This window comes from Vibrio sp. YIC-376 (genome assembly GCF_052353105.1).
In the GTDB taxonomy this organism is placed as follows: Bacteria; Pseudomonadota; Gammaproteobacteria; order Enterobacterales; family Vibrionaceae; genus Vibrio.
Map to the genome: position 1 here is coordinate 116,369 of NZ_JBBWFK010000011.1, position 25,420 is coordinate 141,788.

Below are 25,420 nucleotides of genomic sequence, written 5' to 3' on the forward strand. Positions count from 1 at the left end.
ACTCCTTAAGCTGCTTGAGTATTAATAATGACAAGTGGCTGACCAGCACTAACCTGAGCGCCTTTATCCGCACAGACTTGAGCAATAATGCCAGACTCTGAAGCGACAACTTCCAGTTCCATTTTCATCGCTTCCAACACCATGATGACCTGCCCGACTTTCACCGTATCTCCCGGTTTTACTAAAGCCTGCCAGACATTGCCTGCGACGTGGCTTTCCACCAGTGCCTGGCCTTCTTCTAACACGAGTTGCGTTTTATTTTCTTCTTCTGCCTCTTCAACCACGAAGTTTGCCTGTCCGCTTTCAACCCAGCGTCGGCGCTCCGCCTCAAAAGCGGTTTGCTGACGCTGTTTACAGGCATTAATTTCCTCAGAGTGTTCATCGATCAGCGCCTGATAGCTCGCCAGTGAGAATTCCGTCTCTTCAATTTGCAGTGGATACTGACCAAGTGGGTGCTTGCGTCTTATTTCCAGCAGCTCTTCCGCGCTGACTTCGTAAAACTTAATCTGGTCAAAGAATCGTAACAGCCAAGGCAGCTCAAACTCTTTAGTCTGACGATAGCGGTTCCACATCTGCAATGTTCGACCAACAAACTGATAGCCGCCCGGCCCTTCCATGCCGTAAACACACAGATAGGCACCGCCGATACCAACCGCGTTTTCAGGTGTCCAGGTACGTGCTGGGTTATATTTCGTGGTAACCAGACGGTGACGAGGGTCCATCGGAGTCGCCACTGGTGCACCCAGATAAACGTCGCCCAAGCCCATCACTAAATAGCTTGCATCAAAGACAATTTTTTTCACATCTTCGACAGAATCCAGACCATTAATACGACGAATGAACTCAATATTGTCCGGACACCAAGGCGCATTTTTACGTACCACTTCGTCATATTTACGAATCGCGAGTCGCGTTGCTTCATCATCCCAGGACAATGGAATGTGAACGACACGAGCAGGAACCGTCAGTTCATCAATATCCGTTAACTGAGTTTCTAGCTGTTCGAGATATTTCAGCAATTTATGACGAGGTAACGTCAGGTTATCGTAATGGATTTGCAGAGAACGAATCCCCGGCGTGAGCTCTTTAACCCCATCAATATCCATATCTTCGATCTTCATCATCAACGCATGAACGCGGAAACGAAGTCGAATATCCAACACTTGCGGACCGTATTCCACCAGCAGGAAGTCTTCGCCACTCGGACGATAAACCACGTCCTCACCGAAGATCGCTTTAGGCAGTGTTTTAATGACCGGAGAAGTCAGCTCGACAGCTTCCAGATCGTGTTCTTTAATGCTAAAAGCTTCAATGTTCAGAGCTTCAATGCCTTCAAGTTGCGCTCGCTCTGCCATTTCTGCTTGTTCAATCGTTACCGGAACAAAACGTATTTTGTCACCCGCTTTAAATTGACCAGCTTTCCATAAATCCGCTTTGATGATGGTCGCCGGGCAAACAAAACCGCCTAAGCTCGGACCATCAGGACCAAGAATTACCGGCATGTCACCAGTAAAGTCGATTGTACCGACAGCATAAGCGTTATCGTGAATGTTCGAAGGGTGCAGCCCCGCTTCCCCGCCATCCTGACGCGCCCAGTTAGGCTTAGGACCAATCAGGCGCACACCCGTTCGACTTGAGTTGAAATGGACTTTCCAGGTTGCAGAAAAGAAGGCGTCAATGTCTTCATCAGTAAAGAAGTCCGGCGCACCGTGAGGTCCGTAAATAACACGTACCGTCCATTCGGTCGTTAACTCAGGTAACTGAACTTGTGGTGATTCAACGACAACCTCTGGATCAGTACCAGTGATATGTAATACGTCACCAGCAACAATGGCACGACCCGCATGGCCACCAAACTGACCTAAAGTGAAGGTTGATTTACTGCCAAGATAGTCCGGACATTGGATGCCACCATCAAACAGTAGATAACTGCGTGCACCATCCCCTTTCACAAAGCCGGTTTTCAGAATCTGGCCGGGTTTAGCCATGGTAATGACACCGTGTTCAATCTCTACGCCATCCAAGGTCGCATCAAGATGTGCACCGGTAAGAACGAAAGATTGTTCGATGTTAAATTTAAGAGTCGGACCAGAAATAATGATCTCCAGACCAGCACAGGACTCATCATTATTCAGCATTCGGTTGCCAAGACGGAAACTCAATGAGTCCATCGGGCCTGAAGGTGGCACACCAATGTGCCAGTAGCCTGAACGGCCAGGGTAATCCTGAATGGTCGTCTGCGTACCACCGCTAATCACATCGACTGAAGCTGGTTGGTAAGCGAAGTCATTAAGAGATCGAGTTAAAACAGTGCCACTTTGCACAAGGTCAGACTGAATCAGTTGCTGTAAATATTTCTGGTTATGCTCAATACCGTATATAGACATCGCTTGTAGCGACTCAGACATTTTATCCAAGGCTTCAGTTCGGGATTCGCCCAAGGTGATGATCTTCGCTAACATCGGGTCGAAGAAAGGTGAGACTTCGACACCCGCTTCAATCCAGTGCTCTATGCGTAATCCATCCACTTTTGGCCACTCAACGTGACTGAGTAATCCTGCACATGGCTGAAAGTTTTTGTTAGCGTCTTCGGCGTACAAACGCACTTGCACTGCATGTCCCTTTGGCTCACGCTCTGTCAGCAGTTCTGCTTGGGTAAAATCGCCAGCGCCCAGCTTCACCATCCACTCGACAAGATCGACGCCAAACACTTCTTCTGTAACACCGTGCTCAACCTGTAAGCGAGTATTCACCTCGAGGAAGTAAAATTCTTCTGTGATTTGGTCAACAACGAACTCAACCGTACCGGCGTTACGATAATTCACTTCTTTAGCCAGATTAATGGCCGTCTGGTGAAGCGCTTCACGGGTTTTATCGGTTAAGTTTGGCGCTGGTGTCTCTTCAATGACTTTCTGATTACGGCGTTGAGAAGAACAGTCACGTTCACCAAGAGCAACCACCGTTCCATGCCCGTCGCCAAAAATCTGAACTTCAATGTGACGTGCACGTTCAATGAATTTTTCGAGAAAAACGCCGCTGTTACTGAAGTTGTTCTCACTCAGGCGTTTCACTGAGTCGAAAGCGGCAGCCAGAGACGATTCGTCATAGCAGCATTGCATACCGATACCACCACCACCGGCAGTACTTTTCAGCATGACTGGGTAACCAATGCGTTTTGCCTCTTCTAAGGCTTGCTGTTTGTCCTTAAGCAGCCCGGTTCCCGGTAAAAGGGGAACGCCCGATTTCTCAGCAATCGCACGTGCGGAGTGTTTAAGGCCAAAAACATTCATTTGTTCCGGAGTAGGGCCAAGGAATACCAGACCATTGGTTTCACACAAGCCGACAAAATCTGGGTTTTCGCTTAAAAAGCCATAGCCAGGGTGAATCGCTTCCGCACCAGTCTGTTTAGCAATATCGATGATTTTTTTCTGGTCGAGGTAGGTGTCCGCAGCAGCACCTTGCCCTAATGAGTAGGCTTCATCTGCCTGAGTGACGTGGAGACTTTGCGCATCAGCTTCGCTGTATATCGCAACACTGGTGATGCCTAATTTTTTTAGCGTTCTGATCACACGGGTAGCGATAGCGCCACGGTTTGCAATAAGTACCTTGTTAAACATAGACGATTCCAATTCTTGTCCGGGTCGTCCCGGCTAAAGCTTAGAGTCTTATTGTGGGGTCGTCCCCGACTCTATCGTGGATGCGCTCGTTTTATTCCCACACCAATACTTCAACTGGCGTTGGGTTGTAGGCATTACATGGGTTGTTCAATTGAGGGCAGTTTGAGATTAGGACGATCACATCCATTTTTGCAGTGAGTTCCACATACTTGCCCGGCGCACTGATACCGTCTTCAAAGGTTAATCCCCCTGACTCGGTGATTGGCACATTCATAAAGAAGTTAATGTTGTGCGTGATATCGCGCTTGCTCATGCCGAACTCTTCGTTTTCTGCAACAGCCAGCAGCCAGCTATCACGGCAAGCATGCATGCATTTCTTTTCAATTGCATAGCGCACAGTATTACTCTCTGTCGCACATGCACCGCCCAAGGTGTCATGACGGCCACAGGTATCCGCCACAATTTGCAGCATTTCATTACCATGGTTTGATAAAATCCTGGTGCCTGCTGTCAGGTACACATTGCCTTGCTCTCGAATGGTATCGATAGCGCTGTAACGCTCTGCAGGGTCATTAGCGTTGTAAAACAGAGTGTCGGCCGCCTGGTTTCCTTCCAAATCAAGGATTCGGAATGTCTGACCCGCTTTCACCACTTTCATGTAGTAATCACCTGCAGGTACGATATCGCGACGAATCGCGTTTTGGGGCTCAAGTTTACTTTCAACAATCATCTTTCGTCCTCCTTACTCGTGACAGCAACTGGCGTGCATGTGGTAACGACGGTTGTTTTCAAAACCGCGCCCATTCTCTTCTCGGGAAGTCACACAAGCGTCACTTTCGCTGACCGGTTCTGCTTCAAACAACGCAATTTCAACCGGTTTAAATGGGTATTCTTCCGCCGGATTCATTGGGTGAGGACAAGTGGTAAGTACAACCAGCGTATCCATTTCAAAACGCAGTTCGATGCAATCCCCTGCTTTGCTGTGATCAACCACATATTGCAAATTGCCGAATTCATCGGTTTTTACGCGACTGAACAGGTTCAGGTTGGCGGCTAAATCACGTTGACCCAGTCCATATTTCGCCACTTCAACTAACAGCGCATCATAGCCATTTTGTTTCCACTGATTTCTGTCTTTCTGATAATTACGTGCGCCCCACTTTTCTGTGACTTTTTGTTTATTGGCAACGCCACAGACAGAGTCAATCCAGTTAGTATCATCGCGGACAATCGAGCAGAACACGCGTCCCATATCTGAATAAAGGCAATGACCGGCAGTCAGTTTAAAAGTATGCTGACACTTTAGGGTATCTGGCGCGTTATAACGCTCCAGTAAGTTGGTCGGGTTGTAGAACAGCATGCTCAGGTTAGCGCCACCTTGCAGATCCTTCGCTTGTAATACATGCCCTTTTGGAACGACCATTGACCAGTGTGCGGCCCCTGGAATCGTATCGGTAAAAATAGGTGTGTTAGACGACATCATTGTCCTCCTATGCAATCTTCTTCTCTAATAAACTAGTAACCACTTCGACTTGCTCTACTTTTCTCAAATCGATATCAAAAGTCACTTGAGCGCCATAACGTTCAGGAGCCTGTTCGTCATTTCTTACATGATCAAACACCCAAAGTCGGTTGCCTAAGTGAAAACCTTCGCTGAGATCATGAGTGATCATAAACACGGTGAGCTGCTGCTCCTGCCAAAGTGACTTAATTAAGGTGTGCATGTCTTTTCGGATGCCCGGGTCAAGTGCACCAAACGGCTCATCCAACAGCAAAATGCGGGGTTTTTTAATCAGGGCTTGGGCAATAGACAGTCGTTGTCTCATCCCTCCGGAAAGCTCATGAGGGTATTTACCCAAAGCATGTCCCAGCCCCACTTGTTTGAGTATCGCAGTCGCTTCTTCCTGAGCTTTTTTCTTATTAGCACCAAATCCACGGCCGGTTAAATAAGTAAGAACACTTCTCGATTCTAATTCCTTACCCAGCATGACATTCTGTAGTGAAGTCAGGTGAGGAAACACGGAATACTTCTGAAAGACAATGCCTCGTTCTATACCGGGTTCTGTCGATAACGGTTGACCATCAAGCAGAATCTCGCCACGAGTTTGCTTTTCTGTACCCAGTAACATATTCAGCATGGTCGTTTTGCCGCATCCTGAAGCACCAACGATACTGACAAAGTCACCGGGATAAACATCGAGATTCAGTTTCTCTAAGACGATGTTATCGCCGTATTCTTTCCAGACTTTCTTAATCTGAATGATGGGTTTTCTCTTATTCATGCTCATTCTCCCTGTGCTTCGTGATACCAAGGACATGTCTTCTCAGACAGTTTTCTTAATAACCAGTCCATGGTGTAAGCAAGAATGGTTATCCAGATAACGTATGGAAGAATGACATCCATCGACAAATAACGACGGACAAGGAAAATGCGATAACCCAGGCCATCAGTCGCAACAATCGCCTCAGCAGCAATCAAAAACAGCCATGCACTGCCCAATGTCAGACGGACGGCCTCTATCAGACGCGGAAATATCTGAGGCAGTACCACCCGCACAATGATTTGCCAGCTGTTCGCACCAAGAGTCTGAGCTTTGATGAGCTGCTCCTGAGGCAATGACTGAGATTTAAGTTGAAGATCCCTGACGATAATTGGGCATATGCCGATAAAAATTAGGACAACTTTGGAAACTTCACCCAAGCCAAAAGTAATGAACAAAATGGGAAGAATCGCCATTGGTGGAATCAACGAGATCGCAGTAACAACGGGAGAAAGCGAAGAGCGAACTACGGGTAACATCCCGTTTGCCACACCAATCGCTAAACCGAATAAAGCGCTCGCACCAACCCCTATCGCTAAACGTTGCAGACTGGCTAAAGTGTCAGTCCAGAATAGATATTCTCCGGTACGTTTGCTTGGTGTAAATGCCATCCGATCAATCGCATCGACAAAACTACTGAACGCGGGTAACAGTTTATCGGATGGATTCACCGCCAGACGCGCATCAGATGCCGCAATATAAACAAACAGCAAGATGACGAACGGCAATAACCCCAGCATCAACTTACTAGCGCGAGAAGGTTGACGGTTGATGAGTTTTGTCATGGCAACTCCTAAAACACTCGAATGAATATCTAAACTTATAATTTGCCGTCTGCTGCCAATTGCATGTACTCAGCAGTGAAACGTAGTTTGATATTGCTTGGGTCACCGTAGACACCAGACGGTGTTTCGACGCCAATAAAGCTCGCATCTGGCGCGCCTTCACCCAGCAGACCATGCTCGAATGAGAAACCAGCAACCTTTTGCATCGTCGATTTCAAATCTTCGCTGGTTGTAAAGTTAACCGCCTCTGCTGCAGAGAAATACATCTTAGTCGCTGCCAGCTGGTCGTTGTAACCCGCTAAGTCGGTACCAGAAGCTTTCGCCATGTAGGTTTTTGCTTCATCAGCCGCGGCTTTGTCTTCACCGGACATGATCGACATGATTTCATACCACGCACCAGTTAACGCCTTGCCCAGTGCTGGGTTGTCTTGCAGTGTTTCTGTATTGGCAACCATCAGGTCAATGATTTCGCCGGGGATTTTGGAGGAATCAAAAACTAGCGTGCTATTAGGTTGGGATTTGATTTCGCTGAGTAGCGGATTCCAGGTAACAGTAGAGGTGACATCATCCGTGCTGAATGCAGCGACCATATCGGCATCTGAAGTGTTGACGACTTTCACATCTCGCTCGCTAAGACCTACGCTTTCAAGGCCTCGGGCCATCAAGTAGTGTGAAACGCTAAGTTCGACCAGGTTAACATTCTGTCCTTTGATGTCTTCCAGCGACTTGTTCTCACCTTTCAGAACGATGCCATCGTTACCATCAGAGAAGTCACCAACGATGACTGCGGTTGAGTCCACACCACTTGCAGCAGGGATCGTAAGAGCATCCATGTTGGTCATTACCGTTGCATCGAACTGACCTGCAGTGTATTGGTTGATCGATTCAACGTAGTCATTCACCTGAATGACATCGATATTAATGCCGTATTTATCCGCCCATTTATCAATAATGCCCGAATATTTTGCGTAGTCCCAAGGCATCCAACCCACGTAAATGGACCAGGCGATAGTGAAATCTTTCTTTTCTTCTGCGGACGCAGTAGTAGAAATAAATGGTGCAGAAAGCAAACTGGTGGATAAAGCGATTGAGATAACAGAGCGTTTAGAAAAAAGTGACATGGACCACCTCCAATGTGAATCACATAATTGAACAAGCGCACAGAGACATCACCAATGAAATTGGTTGGCCTCCCGGGCTTTTGTCCCGCCGTGTGACCTCATAAGAGGTTGACAACTCTCGGACCAGACACTAATCAAAATTAGTCGGAACCCTAGATGTCTGTTTTATCAAATTGTATCCAGTGCACTCCTATTCACTGGCTAATGACTCTTTGCTACGAACACTTTAATTAAAGCAAAACAGATGCCATAAAATATTTTCATTAATTTTCAGTTAGATAAGCATTTAACACTCAATATATGCACCTTAATCGCACCAATTAACTTCAGAGCAAGCACCAATTGAGTGCATAACAAGAGATGAACGTAGACACGTGTTCACGGGGACGAATCAATCAGGTAGAAATAAGTTACGAAAATTATTTAGGAGCGACACGAGCACATCTGAATCAAGCAGACTTCGGTAGTGGTACCACTACCAAAGCCCTTGTAACTTACATCATGCTTTTGGTGGAGTCAGCGCTTCACCGTTGGTTTGAATCACGTTTTGATACCAGTAAAAGCTCTTTTTCTTTGAGCGATTTAAAGTGCCCTGGCCGTTGTTATCTCGGTCAACATAGATCAGGCCGTATCGTTTGGACATCTGGGCGGTTGATGCACTCACCAAATCAATTGGCCCCCAACAGGTGTAACCCATGATTTCGACGCCATCCTGAAGCGCTTCACCAACCTGATATAAATGATCATTGAGGTACTGAATTCGGTAATCATCCTCAATCTCTCCATTTTCATTAATGGTATCCGTCGCACCAAGACCGTTTTCTACGATGAACAATGGCTTTTGGTATCGGTCATAAAGTAGGTTCAAAACAATACGCAACCCTTTAGGATCGATTTGCCATCCCCAATCCGTTGACTCCAGATACGGGTTGCTTCCCATTTTGAAAGCTTCCTGATCGGTCATCTCTAAATTTTCGTTCTGAACACTGACACAACCGGTCATGTAGTAACTGAATGAAATAAAATCGACCGTTTCTTTTAGTGCTTCTTTATCTTCATCCGTGATATTGAGTACAACGCCCATTTCTTTGAATTTACGCGTCATATAACCCGGGTAGTAACCACGGCTCTGTACATCACCAAAAAATAGCCATTCGCGGTTCTGTTGCATCGCTTCAAACACATCGTCCGGATGGCTGGTTAATGCATACTGGATTGCGCCTAACATCATATTGCCGATCTTGGCATCAGGTAGCAGCTCATGACAGACTTTGACCGCTTTTGCACTGGCAACCAGCTGATGATGGATCCCCTGATAAAGAGCCTGAGCATCACTTCCGCGTGGAATTCCGGCCCCCGTAAACGACTCATGTAACGTGGCATTGATTTCATTGAAGGTCAGCCAGTACTTAACGCGGTGTCCAAATCGGGAGAATACCGCAGTAGCGTAACGTTCAAAGAACCCTATGAGTTCTCTGCTTGTCCAACCGTCATATGTCTCAGCTAAATGCAATGGCATTTCATAGTGAGATAACGTCACTACTGGCGTGATTCCATGCTTTTCGAGTTCATCAAAAATTTTGTCGTAGTAAGCCAGCCCCAGCTCATTCGGCTCTAACTCATCACCCTTCGGAAAGATTCGGCTCCAGGCAATCGAAAGGCGAAAACAGGTAAAACCAAGTTCAGAAAACAACTCAATATCTTGCGGATAACGATGATAAAAATCGATCGCTATGTCTTTGATATTAAAGTCTCCGTCCTGTCGGTGCTTTAACTCCCCGAACGAGCCAAAAGGCTGAATGTCGGATGTCGACAGTCCCTTACCATCAGCAGTATGCGCACCTTCAATTTGGTTAGCCGCAGTTGCCCCACCCCACAAAAACTCATCGGGAAAACAAAAAGACATTGGTTGCTCCTTAAAAGCTGGCGATTAAATCTACATAAGACAGGCTAATTTAAAAGGAATATTTTGATCGTCACAACTCAATTCGAGTACAGTATGAATTAGCCAAGCTAATAGATAAGAGCAAAATGGAAAACAAACAGCACGTCGTCTCAAACCTATATACCTTCAACGTTGCCGCAAAGTGCTTAAGCTTTACAAACGCAGCCGAGGAGCTGCATTTAACCCAGGGAGCGGTAAGTCAGAGAATAAAACAACTGGAGCAGCAGTTAGGATTTAAGCTATTTGTCCGCCTGACCAGAAAACTGGAACTGACGGAGGAAGGGAAGCGACTATACGAAACCGTTAATAGCTCTTTTTCTACCATCTTTTCTGACATCGATGATATTCGCTTTAATGAGCTGACTGGAGAGCTATATATCGGGGTCGCTCCTACGTTTGCTCAGTCATGGCTTTTGCCTAAATTGGCCAATTTTCAGGCTCGTTACCCTAGTTTGAATTTAAAAATCAGAGTGAAAGCCAGTCACCTCGACTTTCATCACGAGCCCGTAGATTTAGCTATCTACTACAGTCGCGATCCCCAACCTGATATGCATAATGAAGAGCTTTTTGAAGAGTTTCTGACCCCTGTTTGCACTCCGTTATATGCCGAAAAGCATAAGATAACTAACAAAGTTAGTAGCTTAGCTAACGCCAATTTAATCCACTGCACAGAATCTATCGATTCAGCCAACTACGATTTTGAATGGCAACACTGGCTCAAGCAGCAAACGGAACAGATACGCCCTACCCCCAACTACTATGTCTTTAACCATGGCGAGATGGCGGTATCTGCAGTTAAAAACCATATGGGAGTAGGAATGGGACGTGTCGCGCTCATTCAGCCGTATCTGGATAGCGGTGAACTAATTGCACCATTTGGTGTTATTCCAGCCGACATGAAGTACTTACTTATTTGCCCGAAAGGGATGGAAGAGCGACCAAGGTTCAAAGCATTTACGTCGTGGATACGTAGTCAGCTAGTTGAAGGTATTTAAATTAAACAACGTTACCAGAAGCAAAAACAAAAAAGTTGGCATAATTTCGTGTCAAAAACACTCCTAGTTTAAACCATTCGCAAACTTCATCATCATCATTGTGAATTGACGCCATATCTCTCAATTTTTGATCAGAACGGAGCTATTTAATCTCTAAATTTAATCTCTAAAGGCTTTAACTCATTTATGGACAAAAATGAGCCAGTGACTTTTCTAAATTAGCAAATCATGGATAATTACATGTATGTCAACTTAGCTACCGACACACTACGTATCACAATATCTGGTGAATAAATACGCAAAATCAAGGTTTTCACACCTTACCTTTCATTTAGTTAACCAGCCTACTCCCCATCAGCCTGATCCTGCGTAAGTTTAATCGCCTCTTTTGCCGAATCTGCCGGGTACTCCAACGATGCAACAGACAGCGCACTAAATTTCGCATCCTAGCAAGAGCACTCTCGCCCGAAAGAGAATTGGCATTCAATTTGACCACACCCATACATTTTAAAACTAACTTCTTTAGAGTAGCCAGTTTCCCTTGATAAGCAATAGATTACTTATCTGCCTTGGAATAGAATATTATTTCATAAGCTATCAGGGGGTGTTCTAACATGACTGAAGAAAGGAAGCGCGTTTTGGCAATGTGTGGTGGTGGTGTTCGTGGGCTTTACAGCATTACCCTGCTTTCAAGATGGGAGCAGCAATTGGCCGACCATTCTGGGCATAAGAATCTAAATATAGCAAGTTACTTTGACCTCCTTGCGGGTACCAGTATTGGCGGTATATTAGCCCTTGGTCTCGCTTCAGGGAAAAATGCTCGGTACCTAGCTAAGCTTCTTAATGACAACAGAAAGGTTATATTTCCCCAAAAGAGGGATTGGTTTGGTATTTCTTTGCTTTGTAGAGCAAAGTATGAAGTAGAACCGTTGCGTGAACTACTTGAGAAGGAATTCGGCGACCTCACAATGGGACAGTTGCAATCTAGGTGCATCATTCCAGCAGTCAACATTTCTACTGGTAACCCCCTAATGTTTAAAACCGGTCATTTAGATGAATATGTTCGCGATCGCAAAATATCTGTATGTGACGTTGCACTGTCTACCAGTGCAGCACCTACGTATTTCCCACCTCACAAGTGCACTAGCTCAACCCTAAACGCATATATGTGCGATGGGGGTCTGATTGCCAACTCCCCAGCATTGATTGCATTTCATGAAGCGGTTCACAAGTTGTGCTGGGACCAGGATAGCATTCACGTACTAGGGATCGACGCATTAAATGCACCATCAACAATTGATCATGGAACAATCGGTCGCGCTGGTTACTGGAAACTATGGGGGAAAGGGGAGCGACTGATTGATATCACAATGTCCAGCAACAGCAATATGCAAGACTATATGCTCAAACAAATGATAGGAGATCGCTTCACTAAGCTATCCACTACCATCCCTATGCAACAAGCAAAGCGGATCACTTTAGATAATTCAGACGATTATGCTGCTGAAGCTATGATTGCGCATGCTGAGAGCGTTGAAGCAAATGAATATCGCAACGTAGCTCACCTGTTCGACGAGCCCGCAGCCACTTTTTCTCACTAAAGGAGCCATAAGCAATGAAATGGAACATTAACCGCTTTCTCAACAATCCTAGCAACGGTGTCATCTCTGAGTTGGCTATTAGTGAGAGCGATTTTAACCTCTTAGTATCTTCACGGAAAAATATTCGCAGCGCTATTCGGGAAACATTCTCAAACATACGCTCAGCTCTGAGGTCCCGTTCATACGAACGCAGAAGCAAATTAATCAGCGTACTACCAGAGGATGTTGCTGACGCCATATTGATGCTTGAACCTGGCCAACAAACGATGATTGGAAAATTGCGCCCCGTATTTTTTACCCAGGGAAGTTTCACCTACGGCACCTTAAACCGTCCAGCATATCCGCCAAAGCAACAGCTAGACTTAGATGATGGTGTATACCTACCGATTGAGTTTTTCGAGAGCTCGCCTATCGTGAGTAAGAAAGTTTTCTTTTTGATCATTGACTCGGTACTCACTCGGCTATGTGAAGAGAATCCTGAGTGGACAGGTCCATCATTTAAACCAACCTGTGCCAGAATTAACGTTGCTCCCCATATACACATTGATGTGCCTCTGTATGCCATCCCTGAAGACGAATACGAGAACATCGATAAATCACGGCAGCGGGAATCAATGAATCTCGAATCTGTAAACGCTGTCAATTCATATGACCAACTATATACAAATTACTTTAATGAGATTTTCAATGATGCGGCTAGTGAAAAAGTCTCAAGTTACTCTTATCTTGATCCAAACAAAATCTACTTAGCGAAGCGCGATGACGAAGAGCATTGGATTCCATCCGACCCCGCACAGGTTGCACGTTGGTTCAAAACAGCTGTAAAAGAGCACGGCCGATCACTGGTGAATGCTTGCCGCTACCTTAAGGCGTGGCGAGATACTACCTACCCCACTGGAGGTCCAACATCTTTAACTCTCATGGCTTGCGCTGTGACAACTTTGGATAATCATTCTCAAACCGAGATAAATGACCATTCAGCTCTTTTGTTGTGTACCAAAGCACTACCTAAACAATTGCGTCAAGGGGTATCAAGTCCAGATCCCTCTGATACCCGTGATCTTTTTCCGAAACCCGGTATGGATCAAGATGAAGTAGATCGGATCATTGAGGAAGCGGAGAAACTGTTAAATGCTATCAATCATAGTACTTACCAGGCAACATCAATTGACGAAAGCAAAAGTTCAATAGTTAGCGGTATTGGCGTGCACGCCAAACAGGTACCAGCCAAACTGATCGAAGAAACCAACTTGTACAGTGATGTGATTTCTACTCCTGTATCTAAGAAACCTCCACGCGAGGTACCAAATTTACGTTCCGGTACCCATAATGAGTGAGCGCCAAGTATTAGTAAACCTTGGCTTCACCGTCTTACGTACAATTGACAGTGTCGCCTATAGGAAAACCTACCAAAGCGCTGGTATGCGTTTTGGTATTGAACTCGATACAACTTCGGTTTCCTGCGGACAACTTCCCGAAGCGAAGCTAATTAGCTTTCCTGAACAGTTGATGGGGCAGGCTGTACCTCACATATCTGGAAATCGTTTTTGCTATGTCGATGGAGAAACTCTCTCTTGGAACCCCCTTGATGTTGTCGAAACCCTAGAACTAGTAGATGCGTTAATTCAACGTACAGTCGATGTTATTGCCTCCGGGGAGTGGGATGGGGAATACAACGGTGAGTTTATTAACTACTGGTGTGGTAATACCCCTCTCTTTCTGCTATCAAAATCGACAGACAAGAATGCTTCACTGCTATGTCGAGAGCTTGTGACCACTGACTTGTTGGGAAAGCCTCAAACAGAACTCGTTGTCTCATCGAACTCAGATCTTTTTAATCATTGGAGCCGTGCACGAGATGGTCTATACACTGACGCGACTTACCCTGCAGTAGCGATTAGAGTATCTCCTTGGATGCCTCTTGGTAGTAATTGGCCACCAACCAGTTTTAAAGACTTGATGCAGTGGCTAAAGATGTGTGATCACAATGCACACAATGTACTGACAGACCGTATAGCTGCTAAGCTACGCGGCACAAAAAAAACAAAAATATTGTGCCTTGTTACCACTGGTACCGATGGTGACTTTGGGTGGGTGCTTCATTATGAGCAAAATGTCGTAAATTTCTTCAATACTATGCGCCGAGGAATTTCTACAAAAATTGCCTCACAGCGCCTAACTAGCAAGTTGTGGTTGAAAAAAATGGAACGCGTCAGTGTCCAACTAGCTGATCAAGAATTCATCACTACACGTAACCTTCCTAAGGATAGTAACTCATTAGCAGGACTTCGAATTGCTCTTATTGGTGCTGGTACTATTGGAGGGTTTACAGCGAAAATGTTGGTAGATGCTGGCGCTGGAAGCGTTAGCGGGTCTTTAACTATTTTCGATTCAGATGAACTAAGCACTGCTAACCTTGGCCGACATATTCTACCAGCGCAGTTTGTGGGCAGGTTCAAATCATCAGCACTGTCTCACTATCTAAAGTCCATTATTCCCTTTTCAGTTGACGTCAAAGCACAGCCGGATTGGAGCATGAAAAAAAACAGTGTTGCTGAGTATGATCTAGTTATCGATGCAACTGGACGCGAACCATTGTCATTGCTACTGGCTGATTCTTTTCATTTGTTAAAAGCCTGCCGGCCACAAAATTCGACTATGCTTGTCCACGTTTGGATCGATGGCGCCGGCCACCTTGTTCGTGGGTTGTTAGATACAGGCCGCTCAGACCAAGCTTGTTACGGTTGCATTAATGAAAAGAGCCATCCTGTGTTCTCATCACAAAATTCCCAAGAAAGAAAGGCTTTTAGGCAACGCTGCGGTTCAACGTATACTCCTTATCCATCAGGAACCAGCCAGGCTGCCGCCTCATTAGCCCAAAAACTAGCACTAGAATCACTTAACGAACGGCCTAGCATCACTTACCAGCAATTTGCGATTACGGACAAACCAAAAAGTAAACGCCCAATGAAACTCAAGAAAGCTCGTATATGTAGGATTTCCACTCATGCATGAAGCGCTTATTATGACTTGTCAAAACAGGACGATTGTCGTGGAAGCACAGGTTCTCCAAGAGATAAAACAGTTTAAACAGTGCCTATCAAGTCAACCGGAGCAAGGTGGGATATTACTTGGAGAATGGAGAGGCCTGCATATGCGCATTACTAGTATCACTCGTCCTCAGCCGACAGATAAGGCTAGTCGCTTTTCCTTTGTCCGTTGCGGCCGTACACATTCAAAATTGATCCGCGAAGAATGGGAAAAGTCCGACGGAGCTACAAACTATTTGGGCGAATGGCACACCCATCCTGAGCCGCACCCAACACCCTCGGCGATCGATTATGTTAATTGGAAACTGCTAAATGGGCGAGATCCTGTTCTTTTGATTATTCAGGGTACTGTGAGTATTTGGTGCGGGCTTTTGATCGACGGCCAATTTCTCACATTAACTAACGACTATTCGCAATACTAAGTTGTATAGTTAGGAGAGAACTTAATCCAGATGTGAGACATTAAAATGCTGTGCGAAAGACCAGCACTCTTGCGAACTTAGCTATCAATTAAATCCTCTCATTATCCTATATGGCACTAAACAGTTTACCTCTTGCTTGGGGCTACACGTTTAAGCTCATAATAACCAACCGTCTTTCGACTAGTAAAATAGTTTCCCTGAAGCAACTCATTGTCATTAAGAGCAAGCTTAAGAATAGCTGCACCTTTATACGGTTGCTGAGGACTGGAGTTTGACTTGTACTTGGGGGTAGTCAAAAAGACGTAATACAATTGTGCACGCCCAGTTTCTACATCCTTTTTAGGTTTAGCTAGCAAAGTCTGAGAGTCTGAGTCCTCGGCTTCTACATCCATACCGAAATTCAGGAAATTTTGCCTAATTACCGCTTTTGCATGCGACGTGCCTTTCTTTCCTTCCCACTCCCAATGTATAACCATATCCCAGGTCCCATTTAAATTGGGGAACAACATTTTATTAAGGACTGGATATCTTCCCCATATTTTTTCCCAACCAAAATAAAAGGTTACGAGGAGTAAAGTGTTCAAAATGGCTGAGCCGCTAGCTCCAATTGATATAGCAGATAAAAATGATGTACTCTCATCGTATACAGACCAAAGAATTAGGCAACTAACTATGGCGTATAACACAGCAATGACAGAAATCACCCTGCCAATTGGTAAAAGGCTAATCATTGTCCACCCTCAAAATACACCTCTTTGCCACTCTTAAAGATAGAAAGTCCGTGCCCTTTACTGATAATTCCTGTCATTATCACATCAGGAATAGCTGAACCAAAAAGAGCTGCTACGAAGCGTCCCCCCACAAACCTGGTGCAATCAATGCGTACTTCTTTCACAATAGGTGGAGAGAAATACTGAGCAACATGTGTTATTTCTCCTTTCCTGTTAAGGATATGAAATCCATCGTGATATTTACTTTTGTAACGAGCAAGCTCTGACAAAACGTGAACAGGCGAGCCAGTTAAGTCCGGCACCGTATCTCGCAGGCTCACTATTGGTAAATTAGTAGGGTGATCACAAATAATAATTCCTGCTCCAGAGAAGTCGGAGAAAGTGCTGGCACCAACCTCATAAAGTAAACTTCTAAATTCATTTTGTGTCACAGCGAACCTCCTCAATAACATAGCTAAAAGCAGCAAGAGAACTATCACCCATGCTGCCTCCCAGCGATACTCTATGTTGATAATACCCGAAATTATCAAAAAATTTCAAACGCTTAAATCAGGTTCTTACAGGACCGGCTCCTTTCATGAAAGAAATAAGTGTCACTAGCATCACCAGTTCTAGAGCAACTAAGTTAACTCGCTTCTGTCCCGAAGCTAGTCATAGGTCTAGATAAAAATGCTCTTTACATGCATAAACGTTATAGTTATCACATAAGAATTATTTGGGGTAACCCCTGCAGGTACCAAAATGCCTAGTCGTGCCCGAAACAGAATGGGGCAATTTCGTGTTACCCCATTAATGTTCCGCTAAGTATTCAAGGAAAGTCACAAAGTGACTTGTAGCTGAATTCCTGAGTCTCGGGCAAAATCATAATCATGGCTTACAAGAATAAAACCACCACGGTAATTACATAGAGCCTGTGCCAGCATCATTTTAGAATCTAGGTCGAGATGATTATCTGGCTCATCGAGTAATAAAAAAGGTTGTTCTGGTTGATGACTGGCAATAAGCATGGTTAGCTTCATCTTCTCTCCGCCACTCAACATACTACCAAAACGAAATACACTATCACGGCGAAACCCGATACCTGCCAGCAAGGTTCTGCCATCGCTCTCTTTGATTCCACTGCACTGCTGTATCAAATTGTCCAGTATCGACAACTCGGGTCGAATAACACCAAAATGCTGATCAAGATAATACAAAGGCGTATTTAATTGCAGTTCCCCTTTTTGCAGCGACAACTCACCCAACAGAGTTTTTAACAGTGTTGATTTACCGCAACCATTTTTACCTACAAGGTGCACCTTGTCATTGGCATAGACTTGCAGCGAGATAGCCTTACTACTGCCAAAAGGCAACACCCCTTCAAGCATTGAAATTACTTTACGCAACCGGCTTGGGCTATCCTCCAGATAGAGCGTTTGCCCTTTCAGTTGCTCTTTTCGCGCCTTTAACGAATGTTCTTTATCTTTTAGGTCAGCTTGACGAAGTTGCTCATTTTTATTGCGATTCGATGCTCGTGCTGTGGCTTTGTCTTTTTTAAAATCAAGTAAGCTTGTTCCATGACTACCTTCTTTGCGTAATTTGATACCTTGTGCAGCTCTTTGATCTGCCTTTTCTCTGTTTCGCTGTGCTTGCATTTCCAGCTTTTTTCTCTGCTTATCAACGCTCGCAAGTTGTCGATCTACCGCTTGTAACTCAGTACTTTTCTGTTTGGCGTAAACATCATAATTCCCACCAAATACTTGTAATCCAAGCCCAGAAAGCTCCCAAATTTCGTTCATTTCGCGCAATAACATTCGGTCATGACTGACAAGTAAAATCGCCCCTTTGAACGAACGCATCGATTCCAGTAACCATTGCTTTGCTTGCGCATCAAGATGATTAGATGGCTCATCAAGGATCAGTAATTCAACGTTGCTTTCAAACAACTGCCAAAGCTGTAATCGTGCTAATTGTCCTCCACTGAGTTGAGCGCAAGGTAAATCAGCATCTTGTGGTAAGCCTAGCTCTTTAAGTTGCTGAGGAAGTTGCAAGGGTAAATCCCATTGCTCCTTAATCACATCAAACCAATGCTGTGAACAATCACCTGATTCAACATACTTTATCGCTTTAAGCACCTCATCTTTACCCAAGAACTGGGCGATAGAAAGTTCTCCAGATAACAACTGAGATGGCTGCTGACGATACACCGCAAGTGACTTAGGTAACGTGACCGTTCCACTTAACGGTTGCTGTTCGCCACTTAAGACCGAAGCGAATATCGATTTACCAACACCGTTACGGCCAACTAAACCGACACGATTTTTAGTCATAGAACATGACAATTGTTGAAACAGCATCTCGCCGTTATCAAATTGATGACTTATGTTGTAAGCCTGTAATACTGGCATAATTTGCCTCCTGTATGACAGGGACAACAGCCGCAGCTAGATAATTCAGAGATGAGATCAATACAAATACACGCTCTTACCTAAGCGCAAAACTATACAAATGTACTTGCAGAGAAATATCGGAAAGTGAGCTACGCCTACTAACCCTGTAAATCCAAAAATAAAATGAAAAATGGATGACAGGTTTAGTTGTTCATATCGGCGTAATCTCCTTAAGAAGTGATAAACAAAGAGTACTGTATTCACTCTTCTCTAGTCAAGGTACGTAGTACTTACAAAACTATCCTTCGGACAACTTTTGGTAGGGGAAATGAACGTAAATTGGATGATATAGAGTATTTAATCTAAATGATTTTGGGGCAGTTTTCATTTAGCCGACAGCCCCTTAAAACGGAGCTGAACAGTTTCACGTTAAAAGGACTACTATGTGTTGCACTCGGATGAAAAAATACATGGGAAGCGCTTCAAACAGGGTCAGTGTTTTCAACTACCCCGTCACGACTTTCTCTTGTCGCAGTAATAAATCCAACCATAATTAGCGTTAATGAACCAATTACCATTACTTTAGGAGTTTCGTCGGTGAAGATAAAATTGGTAAACAGTGAAGTAATCGGAATGAGTGCTGGCAACATAGAAGCTATCTCAACGCCACAGAATTTTACTGCTTGAGAATAGGCATAGATGACGATAATTGCACTTAATACACCTTGAACAAGAGATTGACACAACCAATCCAGGGCTGGTATCTGAGAAATACTATGGTGAGATTGTATAAGAAAAAACGGAAAATAAACCAAACCAGAAATAATATTTATCATTACAACACTTTGGAATACCGGCATTTTCCATTTGCTCAGTAATAATGTAAAACCACTCCACAACATAGCCGCTGCTAAAAAAAAGATATCTCCTTCCAATGGATTCGGTACAGAGTCAAATTTACCAGACACCAATGCAATTAATCCGATAACAATAATAAATGCCCCAATTAATTGATGTTTGTTGATCGATTTACCCTGAATAAAAACAATGAACAGCGTTATTAACATAGTAAGAGTCGGAACCATCACACTGGCATGACTAAGTGGTGCGAGCTGAATTCCCTTGTTTACAAACCAGCCAAATAACGGACCGCCACAAAAGCTTAAGCAAATCATCTTTAACCAAAGGACATATGGCTATTCGATTAACAACCGAAAACAATGAATTATTGTTTACTGGCGACGTTATGCACAATGAGTTACAGGTAAGTTATTCTGAGGTCAGTTCGACATTCTGTCTTGACATAGAATTGGCAAATGAAACAAGAAATCAAGTCATTAACGACGCACTAGAGAATGACACATTTTTGTTTCCCGCTCACTTTCGTGAACATTCTGCCGGCAAAGTAACAAAAGACAGCAGCGGAAAAAGAATCTGGACAGCCATTACACCCGCTCAATTTATCGACGTTGACTGACAATATATTCATGTAGGGCAAATGTGTCTGTTAATTGACTCTGTATAAAATTAAGTTGCCTATAGGCAACTTAATACCATGAGAAGTTGTATTGCAAATGTGATAGCAGAACGTACTACTGAGTCTCTGCATTAGAACGTCTTCAAGTTCAATTTCTATGAAAACGCCGCCTCCAACACAGAATTACCTACTAAACGTCTCACGGACTAAAAACTAACTGCCAGACCAACTGACGTCCCTGTGACGTTTTCACCGAAGATATAACGAACTACCAGACGAACCCGGCTGACTAGTTGAATCTTTCCACTTGTATCCAGCTCCAGTCCTGCACCGACAGACATCAAATTGTTGAAACCTAGAGCACCTCGCTGCTCACCAAAATAGCTGGTAAACGAAGTCTCCAACACATAGCGCACAGGGCGTTCTAACAGGTTGTAACCTATAGGTGCCCGATAGCGTGCCCAGACTCCGGCGGTATTGGCCTCGGATTCTCCGTGCAGACCATCTGAGGTACTGCCGAAAGTACGTAACTGAATGTTACTGTAGCGCACTTCTAGATCAATCTCGTATTCATCACGGTAGCGTTCCCAGTCAAGCATAATGCTTCCCCCCAAGCCATAAGCGTTCATGGTGCCACCATCTATGACATCAAGATCTAAATCGGGAAACTGAAAATTTAAAAGAGCTTGTGTAAGCTTTGCATCCGTTGTTACTCGTCCATACGAAAAATTGAAGATGGGTCTAAGTTTCAGCTCATTATCAGAGGTCAACGGAAACTCGTAACCAATACCACCAGTAACGCTTATACTATTCCATTTTGTCGGAATTAGACGCCGTTCTTCACCATCAGTAAAGACATACTTAGGGTCGTAACGGGCATAACCCAATGTTCCCTCTAAATAGACTGGTAAGGACTGGCTGACTGTGAAGCCTCCCCCTAGTGTGGTTTGAGAGAGATCGGGACTCCCTGTCGCACTTTGTGCTTCCTGAAAGCTGAGCTTACTGGTTGTGATGTCCGGTAGCGTAGTAAAAGACATTAGGGTCAAAATCCCATCTGCCAAATTTTTAGCCTGTTGATTGGTCAGGCCATTAAGAGTCGGTGTCAAGGGTGCAGCCAAAAGAGACGTACATGATAAAAGCAGGAAGGTTAGAACGCCCAACATTCTGTAAAATATGAAAAGTACATGCCGCGATGTTGTCATTTACTTATCCTTTCAACCATGCCTTCTTGTACTTTAGTCACCGAATGGAGATCTGAGTATCGATGCAAAAGCTTTAGATTATTAAATATAGGGTTGATTCTGATTTGTTTCTCGTTGATTAAAATTAAACGCTTATCAACTCTTCTTGTGCGACACGCTGTTTTTCCGTAAACCTTGCCCTGAAGTCGGATTTCTGAATTTGGCTAGAATGCTTGATTTCAATAAAAGAAGAACATTCTTGGTGATCAAAGACTAATCAATCAGGACTGTAACGGCAGTTACGATTGTTGAGATGGTAGTGATAATTCTGTGGTTGAGACAGGAATCTTTTAGCCTCGGGCGCATATACGAGATGGAAACAAAAATCGAACTCTAAAATAGAGAATGTTCGAACAGCAGTACCTTTATTCAAGTCAGTAAACTTGCAGATATTGTAAGCTTGGGACGATTTTTAGATTTGGTCGAACATTGTTCCGTTGTAAACCTACAACGAAAAAAGCCTGCAATGTATTTAAACACTGCAGGCTTTTTGATGGGTGGGACCCCAGCCACATCCCGGCACACAAGTCACACGCTGCGGCTGCTTCCTTCCGGACCTGACCGAGTTCACGAGCTATTGTTGCGAGAGGACCAGAGCCCCATAATTCTTTTGTTGAGGGCTTGCCTCAAACGATGGGGCGATTATTCAGTATCGGTCTTCATAATGCAAGGGTAAAAACCTTTAATTTCACCATTTAGCGATCGTTTGAACAAAACTCGGTCAATTTATAGAGGGATGATAAGTGCCTTGTTTAATTCAACTCATCACGCTCATCAGCGGAAACATACAACATAAACCTTCGCTACCTATCGTCACTCGTCATCATACGGGGAAAGCTTACAGCTCGGTTTGCTCATCACTACTACGCAAGATGTAATCCGTCATCCAAGCCGTACCCAGTAGACAGATCCAAACAACGAACACAGGTTTAGGCACATCTGTCGCAGGGCTTACGACCAATGCAGCGAAGCCTACAGTTGGCAAAGTCCAACACAGCAATTTGCTCCAGTGAATCGACTGTTTTAGTTTGGTCAGTGTCTCCATCGACGCCAGCATCCCGGTAAGGCAGAGCGCCAATAGTGCCGCATACGTTAAATCTGCTACCCATAGCGGCAACAATAATAATAACGGCCACCAGCTGTGCTTATTTGAAGCTTTCCAATGAGCTATCGACCACCACATCGCGATAACAGCAAGAGTTTGAACGGCAGTGACTGACGCGGCACCATCTAACTTTCCGCCCTGCTGGGTGACCATAATGCCAACCTGCAAGGTCAATACAATTAAACCTGTTGTCAGCAATACGCCTAGAGAACTTCGGTGAGAAAAAACGACCATCAGCAATGGGAACAGAATTAACACTCCGACAGAGAGCGCAATTGGCTGGATAGAAAGCGTGGCACCAAACGCCATCATAGCGCCGAGCAATACAAAACCTGCCAAACCACCTTGAGGCAGAATCCACAACGCTGGGATCATGAGTGCGAGAACTGGGAGCTCTCCCTCACTCAAACTCATTGCTCTGGCACACACTACGGCAAGTAGAGTCGCGATAAAAAACTGAATTGTTGAGAAAATCATAGCGCCTCCTGGCTTCCCCACCGATGTGGAACTCAACGACGAACAAAGCAAGTACACATCAGTCGTCAAGTGGGTCTAGATTCAAGCGTAACTTACGTTCGTTTTGTATTTACCACTGTCCACTAACATCACTGCTCTGCGAAAAGTAAAAGTGTTGAAAACACAATAGACTGGGAGGCAGCAATTCATGTTGAAGAACAATAACTGATGGTGAAATACTGGCCGTTTGTATTACCATTCCTTGGCAATCTATAACGGACACATTGAGTATGGACCAATTCTTAGCGCAAATCTTTGCTGTAATTCACCAAATTCCACAAGGAAAAGTGTCGACTTACGGGGAGATCGCAAAAATGGCGGGCTACCCGGGATACGCACGCCACGTAGGAAAGGCGCTAGGCAACTTGCCTGAAGGCAGTAAGCTACCCTGGTTTAGGGTGATTAACAGCCAAGGGAGAATTTCGCTAAAAGGTCGGGATCTGGAAAGACAGAAAAAGAAGCTGGAAGCCGAAGGAATCGAAGTCTCTGAAATTGGGAAAGTATCGCTTAGAAAATACAAATGGCAGCCTTAACCAAAGCTGCCATCTTTCATTCGCACTGTTATCTCAACGAACGTAAATTAACGAACGCCAATCAGTCTGATGTCTAGCTGGTGAGTTTGCGCTTCATCGGTGATGACTGCATGACGAGTATCGCTGATGAAACGTAACTTACCATCAACTTCAATACGGGAGCGAACACTGTAAGTATGCTTCGATTGAATTTCGTTGCTGTCGTAGCTAAGCTCAAATGCGAAAGGGACTTGCTTTCCTTCAGTCTCAAAGGTCTGTGTGGCAATCACTTTTGATGGGGCATCAGCCAGAGAAACGTCTTCTAGTGAAACGGTAACCACAGCATTTGGTGGTAAAGCGATACGTTCACGGTAAGCCACTGTACCTGTAATTGTCTTCATTGACACCTCAGCAGAATCCATTTCTGTTGTTTGAGAAGTTTGGCAACCCACTAGTGCAGCACCAAAAAATAAAGATGTAACAAGTAATAGTGTTTTTTTCATATATTCCTCTGGATGAGTATTAAACCGAGCTAAGTATAGAGTCGCAATAGCAAACTGTCTTCTATTAGCTGCTTGATTTAACAATAGTTTGACGGAGTAACGATATACCAAGCATTTGATTTTGTTTCATAATTGTTACAAGGTATACTCATAGGATTTTAAGATCCACTTCACAGACCCGTGGGAAATGGGTTAACTTGATTATCAACACATACCGCGAGGAGAGATAATGAGTAAGCCATTAAAAGAGTTGCTCAGCCTGCTACAACTCGAACAATTAGAAGAAGGCTTGTTCCGCGGACAAAGCGAGAACTTAGGTTTACCTCAGGTGTATGGCGGTCAGGTAATTGGACAGGCGCTTTCAGCCGCTCGTTACACCGTAGAAGACGCTCGTACCGTACACTCATTTCACAGCTATTTTTTGTATCCGGGAGATTCAGAAAAACCGATCATCTATGACGTGGAAAACCTGCGAGATGGACGTAGTTTTAGTACCCGACGTGTTAAAGCGATTCAAAATGGCCGCCCTATTTTCTACCTGACGGCGTCATACCACGGCGATCAACCGGGATTCGACCATCAAAAGACCATGCCAGAGATTCCGGGTCCAGAGAACTTTCCTTCAGAGAGTGAACTGGCCAGCCATATCGCTGAGTATCTTCCGGAAAGGCTGAGGAAAACCTTTTGTGGCGAGAAACCCATTGAGACACGACCAGTCACCGTGATCAACCCGCTTAATCCTAAAAAAGCAGAACCAAAGCAGTACCTTTGGATTCGCGCTAATGGTGACATGCCAGATAACCAACTGATTCACCAATACTTGCTCGCGTACGCATCGGATTGGGGTTTCCTTGTCACTGCGCTTCACCCGCATGGCGTGTCTTTAATGACGCCAAACTTCCAGGTAGCAACCATAGACCATTCCATCTGGTTCCATCGTCCATTTAAGATGGATGAATGGTTGCTGTATGCGATTGAAAGCCCGACTGCGAGTCACACTCGTGGACTGGTTCGTGGTGAGATCTACAATCAACAAGGTCACTTGGTCGCCACAGCAGTACAAGAAGGCGTGATGCGTTATACGAAATAAATCATCGGGCTTTTAACCA

22 protein-coding genes, 1 other RNA gene and 1 riboswitch are annotated in these 25,420 nt (G+C 44.6%); of the genes, 8 read left to right on the forward strand and 15 right to left on the reverse strand.

All coding sequences use genetic code 11. The features are described from left to right. Positions 1-5: 5 nt before the first annotated feature. From uca to WJM94_RS19070, 7 genes are all read right to left on the reverse strand, one after another. Positions 6-3,617 carry an urea carboxylase gene (gene uca, locus WJM94_RS19040; RefSeq protein WP_444495770.1) on the reverse strand — a complete coding sequence of 1,204 codons (3,612 nt, stop codon included), beginning with the start codon at positions 3,615-3,617 and terminating at the stop codon, positions 6-8. Positions 3,618-3,708: 91 nt separating this feature from the next. Further along, positions 3,709-4,347 carry an urea amidolyase associated protein UAAP2 gene (locus tag WJM94_RS19045; RefSeq protein WP_417507902.1) on the reverse strand — a complete coding sequence of 213 codons (639 nt, stop codon included), beginning with the start codon at positions 4,345-4,347 and terminating at the stop codon, positions 3,709-3,711. A gap of 12 nt (positions 4,348-4,359) precedes the next feature. Continuing rightward, positions 4,360-5,100 (reverse strand): urea amidolyase associated protein UAAP1, encoded by a 741-nt coding sequence (locus tag WJM94_RS19050; RefSeq protein ID WP_444495771.1) that lies wholly within the window; start codon positions 5,098-5,100, stop codon positions 4,360-4,362. Positions 5,101-5,107: 7 nt separating this feature from the next. Next, complete coding sequence (locus tag WJM94_RS19055) at positions 5,108-5,899, reverse strand: ABC transporter ATP-binding protein (RefSeq protein WP_444495772.1); 792 nt, start codon at positions 5,897-5,899, stop codon at positions 5,108-5,110. Between the two features lie 2 nt (positions 5,900-5,901). After that, the gene (locus tag WJM94_RS19060; RefSeq protein ID WP_444495773.1) at positions 5,902-6,723 is read right to left on the reverse strand and encodes an ABC transporter permease; all 822 of its coding nucleotides are present in this window, start codon (positions 6,721-6,723) and stop codon (positions 5,902-5,904) included. A 35-nt stretch (positions 6,724-6,758) separates the two neighbouring features. Beyond that, positions 6,759-7,844, reverse strand: a complete 1,086-nt coding sequence (locus WJM94_RS19065) for a putative urea ABC transporter substrate-binding protein (RefSeq protein ID WP_444495774.1) — start codon at positions 7,842-7,844, stop codon at positions 6,759-6,761. Between the two features lie 67 nt (positions 7,845-7,911). After that, a riboswitch (guanidine-I (ykkC/yxkD leader) is annotated at positions 7,912-8,011 on the reverse strand. A 332-nt stretch (positions 8,012-8,343) separates the two neighbouring features. Then, a complete protein-coding gene (locus tag WJM94_RS19070; RefSeq protein WP_444495775.1) occupies positions 8,344-9,750 on the reverse strand; it encodes a glycoside hydrolase family 1 protein in 1,407 nt (468 codons plus the stop codon). Between the two features lie 125 nt (positions 9,751-9,875). On the opposite strand from WJM94_RS19070, the gene WJM94_RS19075 reads away from it, so the two are divergent. From WJM94_RS19075 to WJM94_RS19095, 5 genes are all read left to right on the forward strand, one after another. Next, complete coding sequence (locus tag WJM94_RS19075) at positions 9,876-10,784, forward strand: LysR substrate-binding domain-containing protein (protein WP_444495776.1); 909 nt, start codon at positions 9,876-9,878, stop codon at positions 10,782-10,784. Between the two features lie 614 nt (positions 10,785-11,398). Beyond that, the gene (locus tag WJM94_RS19080) at positions 11,399-12,385 is read left to right on the forward strand and encodes a CBASS cGAMP-activated phospholipase (RefSeq protein ID WP_444495777.1); all 987 of its coding nucleotides are present in this window, start codon (positions 11,399-11,401) and stop codon (positions 12,383-12,385) included. Between the two features lie 14 nt (positions 12,386-12,399). Continuing rightward, the gene (locus WJM94_RS19085; protein ID WP_444495778.1) at positions 12,400-13,722 is read left to right on the forward strand and encodes a CBASS cGAMP synthase; all 1,323 of its coding nucleotides are present in this window, start codon (positions 12,400-12,402) and stop codon (positions 13,720-13,722) included. Further along, entirely contained in the window at positions 13,715-15,400 is a 1,686-nt protein-coding gene (locus WJM94_RS19090) for a ThiF family adenylyltransferase (protein ID WP_444495779.1), read from the forward strand. The genes WJM94_RS19085 and WJM94_RS19090 overlap by 8 nt, the downstream gene beginning before the upstream one ends. Further along, positions 15,393-15,857: a Mov34/MPN/PAD-1 family protein gene (locus tag WJM94_RS19095; RefSeq protein ID WP_444495780.1), complete on the forward strand. Its 465-nt coding sequence runs from the start codon at positions 15,393-15,395 to the stop codon at positions 15,855-15,857. Before WJM94_RS19090 ends, WJM94_RS19095 begins: the two co-directional genes overlap by 8 nt. 125 nt (positions 15,858-15,982) lie before the next feature. Here the strand turns inward: WJM94_RS19095 and WJM94_RS19100 are convergent, their stop codons facing one another. From WJM94_RS19100 to WJM94_RS19115, 4 genes are all read right to left on the reverse strand, one after another. Then, entirely contained in the window at positions 15,983-16,588 is a 606-nt protein-coding gene (locus WJM94_RS19100) for a Cap15 family cyclic dinucleotide receptor domain-containing protein (RefSeq protein WP_444495781.1), read from the reverse strand. Further along, positions 16,585-17,019: a hypothetical protein gene (locus WJM94_RS19105; RefSeq protein WP_444495782.1), complete on the reverse strand. Its 435-nt coding sequence runs from the start codon at positions 17,017-17,019 to the stop codon at positions 16,585-16,587. Before WJM94_RS19105 ends, WJM94_RS19100 begins: the two co-directional genes overlap by 4 nt. Positions 17,020-17,406: 387 nt before the next feature. Continuing rightward, positions 17,407-18,975 carry an ATP-binding cassette domain-containing protein gene (locus tag WJM94_RS19110; protein ID WP_444495783.1) on the reverse strand — a complete coding sequence of 523 codons (1,569 nt, stop codon included), beginning with the start codon at positions 18,973-18,975 and terminating at the stop codon, positions 17,407-17,409. A gap of 464 nt (positions 18,976-19,439) precedes the next feature. Beyond that, entirely contained in the window at positions 19,440-20,132 is a 693-nt protein-coding gene (locus tag WJM94_RS19115) for a DMT family transporter (protein ID WP_444495784.1), read from the reverse strand. Between the two features lie 17 nt (positions 20,133-20,149). Here WJM94_RS19115 and WJM94_RS19120 point away from each other — a divergent pair, with 17 nt between their 5' ends. Beyond that, positions 20,150-20,434, forward strand: a complete 285-nt coding sequence (locus tag WJM94_RS19120; protein WP_444495785.1) for a hypothetical protein — start codon at positions 20,150-20,152, stop codon at positions 20,432-20,434. A 206-nt stretch (positions 20,435-20,640) separates the two neighbouring features. On the opposite strand, the gene WJM94_RS19125 is transcribed toward WJM94_RS19120, so the two are convergent. The 3 genes from WJM94_RS19125 to WJM94_RS19135 all read right to left on the reverse strand — a co-directional run bounded on the left by WJM94_RS19125 (position 20,641) and on the right by WJM94_RS19135 (position 23,257). Next, complete coding sequence (locus WJM94_RS19125; protein ID WP_444495786.1) at positions 20,641-21,471, reverse strand: hypothetical protein; 831 nt, start codon at positions 21,469-21,471, stop codon at positions 20,641-20,643. Positions 21,472-22,175: 704 nt separating this feature from the next. Beyond that, an RNA gene (gene ffs / locus WJM94_RS19130) (signal recognition particle sRNA small type) lies at positions 22,176-22,272 on the reverse strand. Positions 22,273-22,513: 241 nt separating this feature from the next. Next, positions 22,514-23,257: a hypothetical protein gene (locus WJM94_RS19135; RefSeq protein ID WP_444495787.1), complete on the reverse strand. Its 744-nt coding sequence runs from the start codon at positions 23,255-23,257 to the stop codon at positions 22,514-22,516. A 269-nt stretch (positions 23,258-23,526) separates the two neighbouring features. Between WJM94_RS19135 and WJM94_RS19140 the strand changes: the two genes are divergently transcribed. Then, positions 23,527-23,829, forward strand: coding sequence for a DNA base-flipping protein (locus WJM94_RS19140; RefSeq protein ID WP_444495788.1), 303 nt, complete (start codon positions 23,527-23,529; stop codon positions 23,827-23,829). Positions 23,830-23,876: 47 nt separating this feature from the next. Here the strand turns inward: WJM94_RS19140 and WJM94_RS19145 are convergent, their stop codons facing one another. Beyond that, positions 23,877-24,311, reverse strand: a complete 435-nt coding sequence (locus tag WJM94_RS19145; RefSeq protein ID WP_444495789.1) for a YbaY family lipoprotein — start codon at positions 24,309-24,311, stop codon at positions 23,877-23,879. 229 nt (positions 24,312-24,540) lie between these two features. Between WJM94_RS19145 and tesB the strand changes: the two genes are divergently transcribed. Further along, positions 24,541-25,401, forward strand: a complete 861-nt coding sequence (gene tesB, locus WJM94_RS19150; RefSeq protein WP_444495790.1) for an acyl-CoA thioesterase II — start codon at positions 24,541-24,543, stop codon at positions 25,399-25,401. Positions 25,402-25,420: the final 19 nt, after the last annotated feature.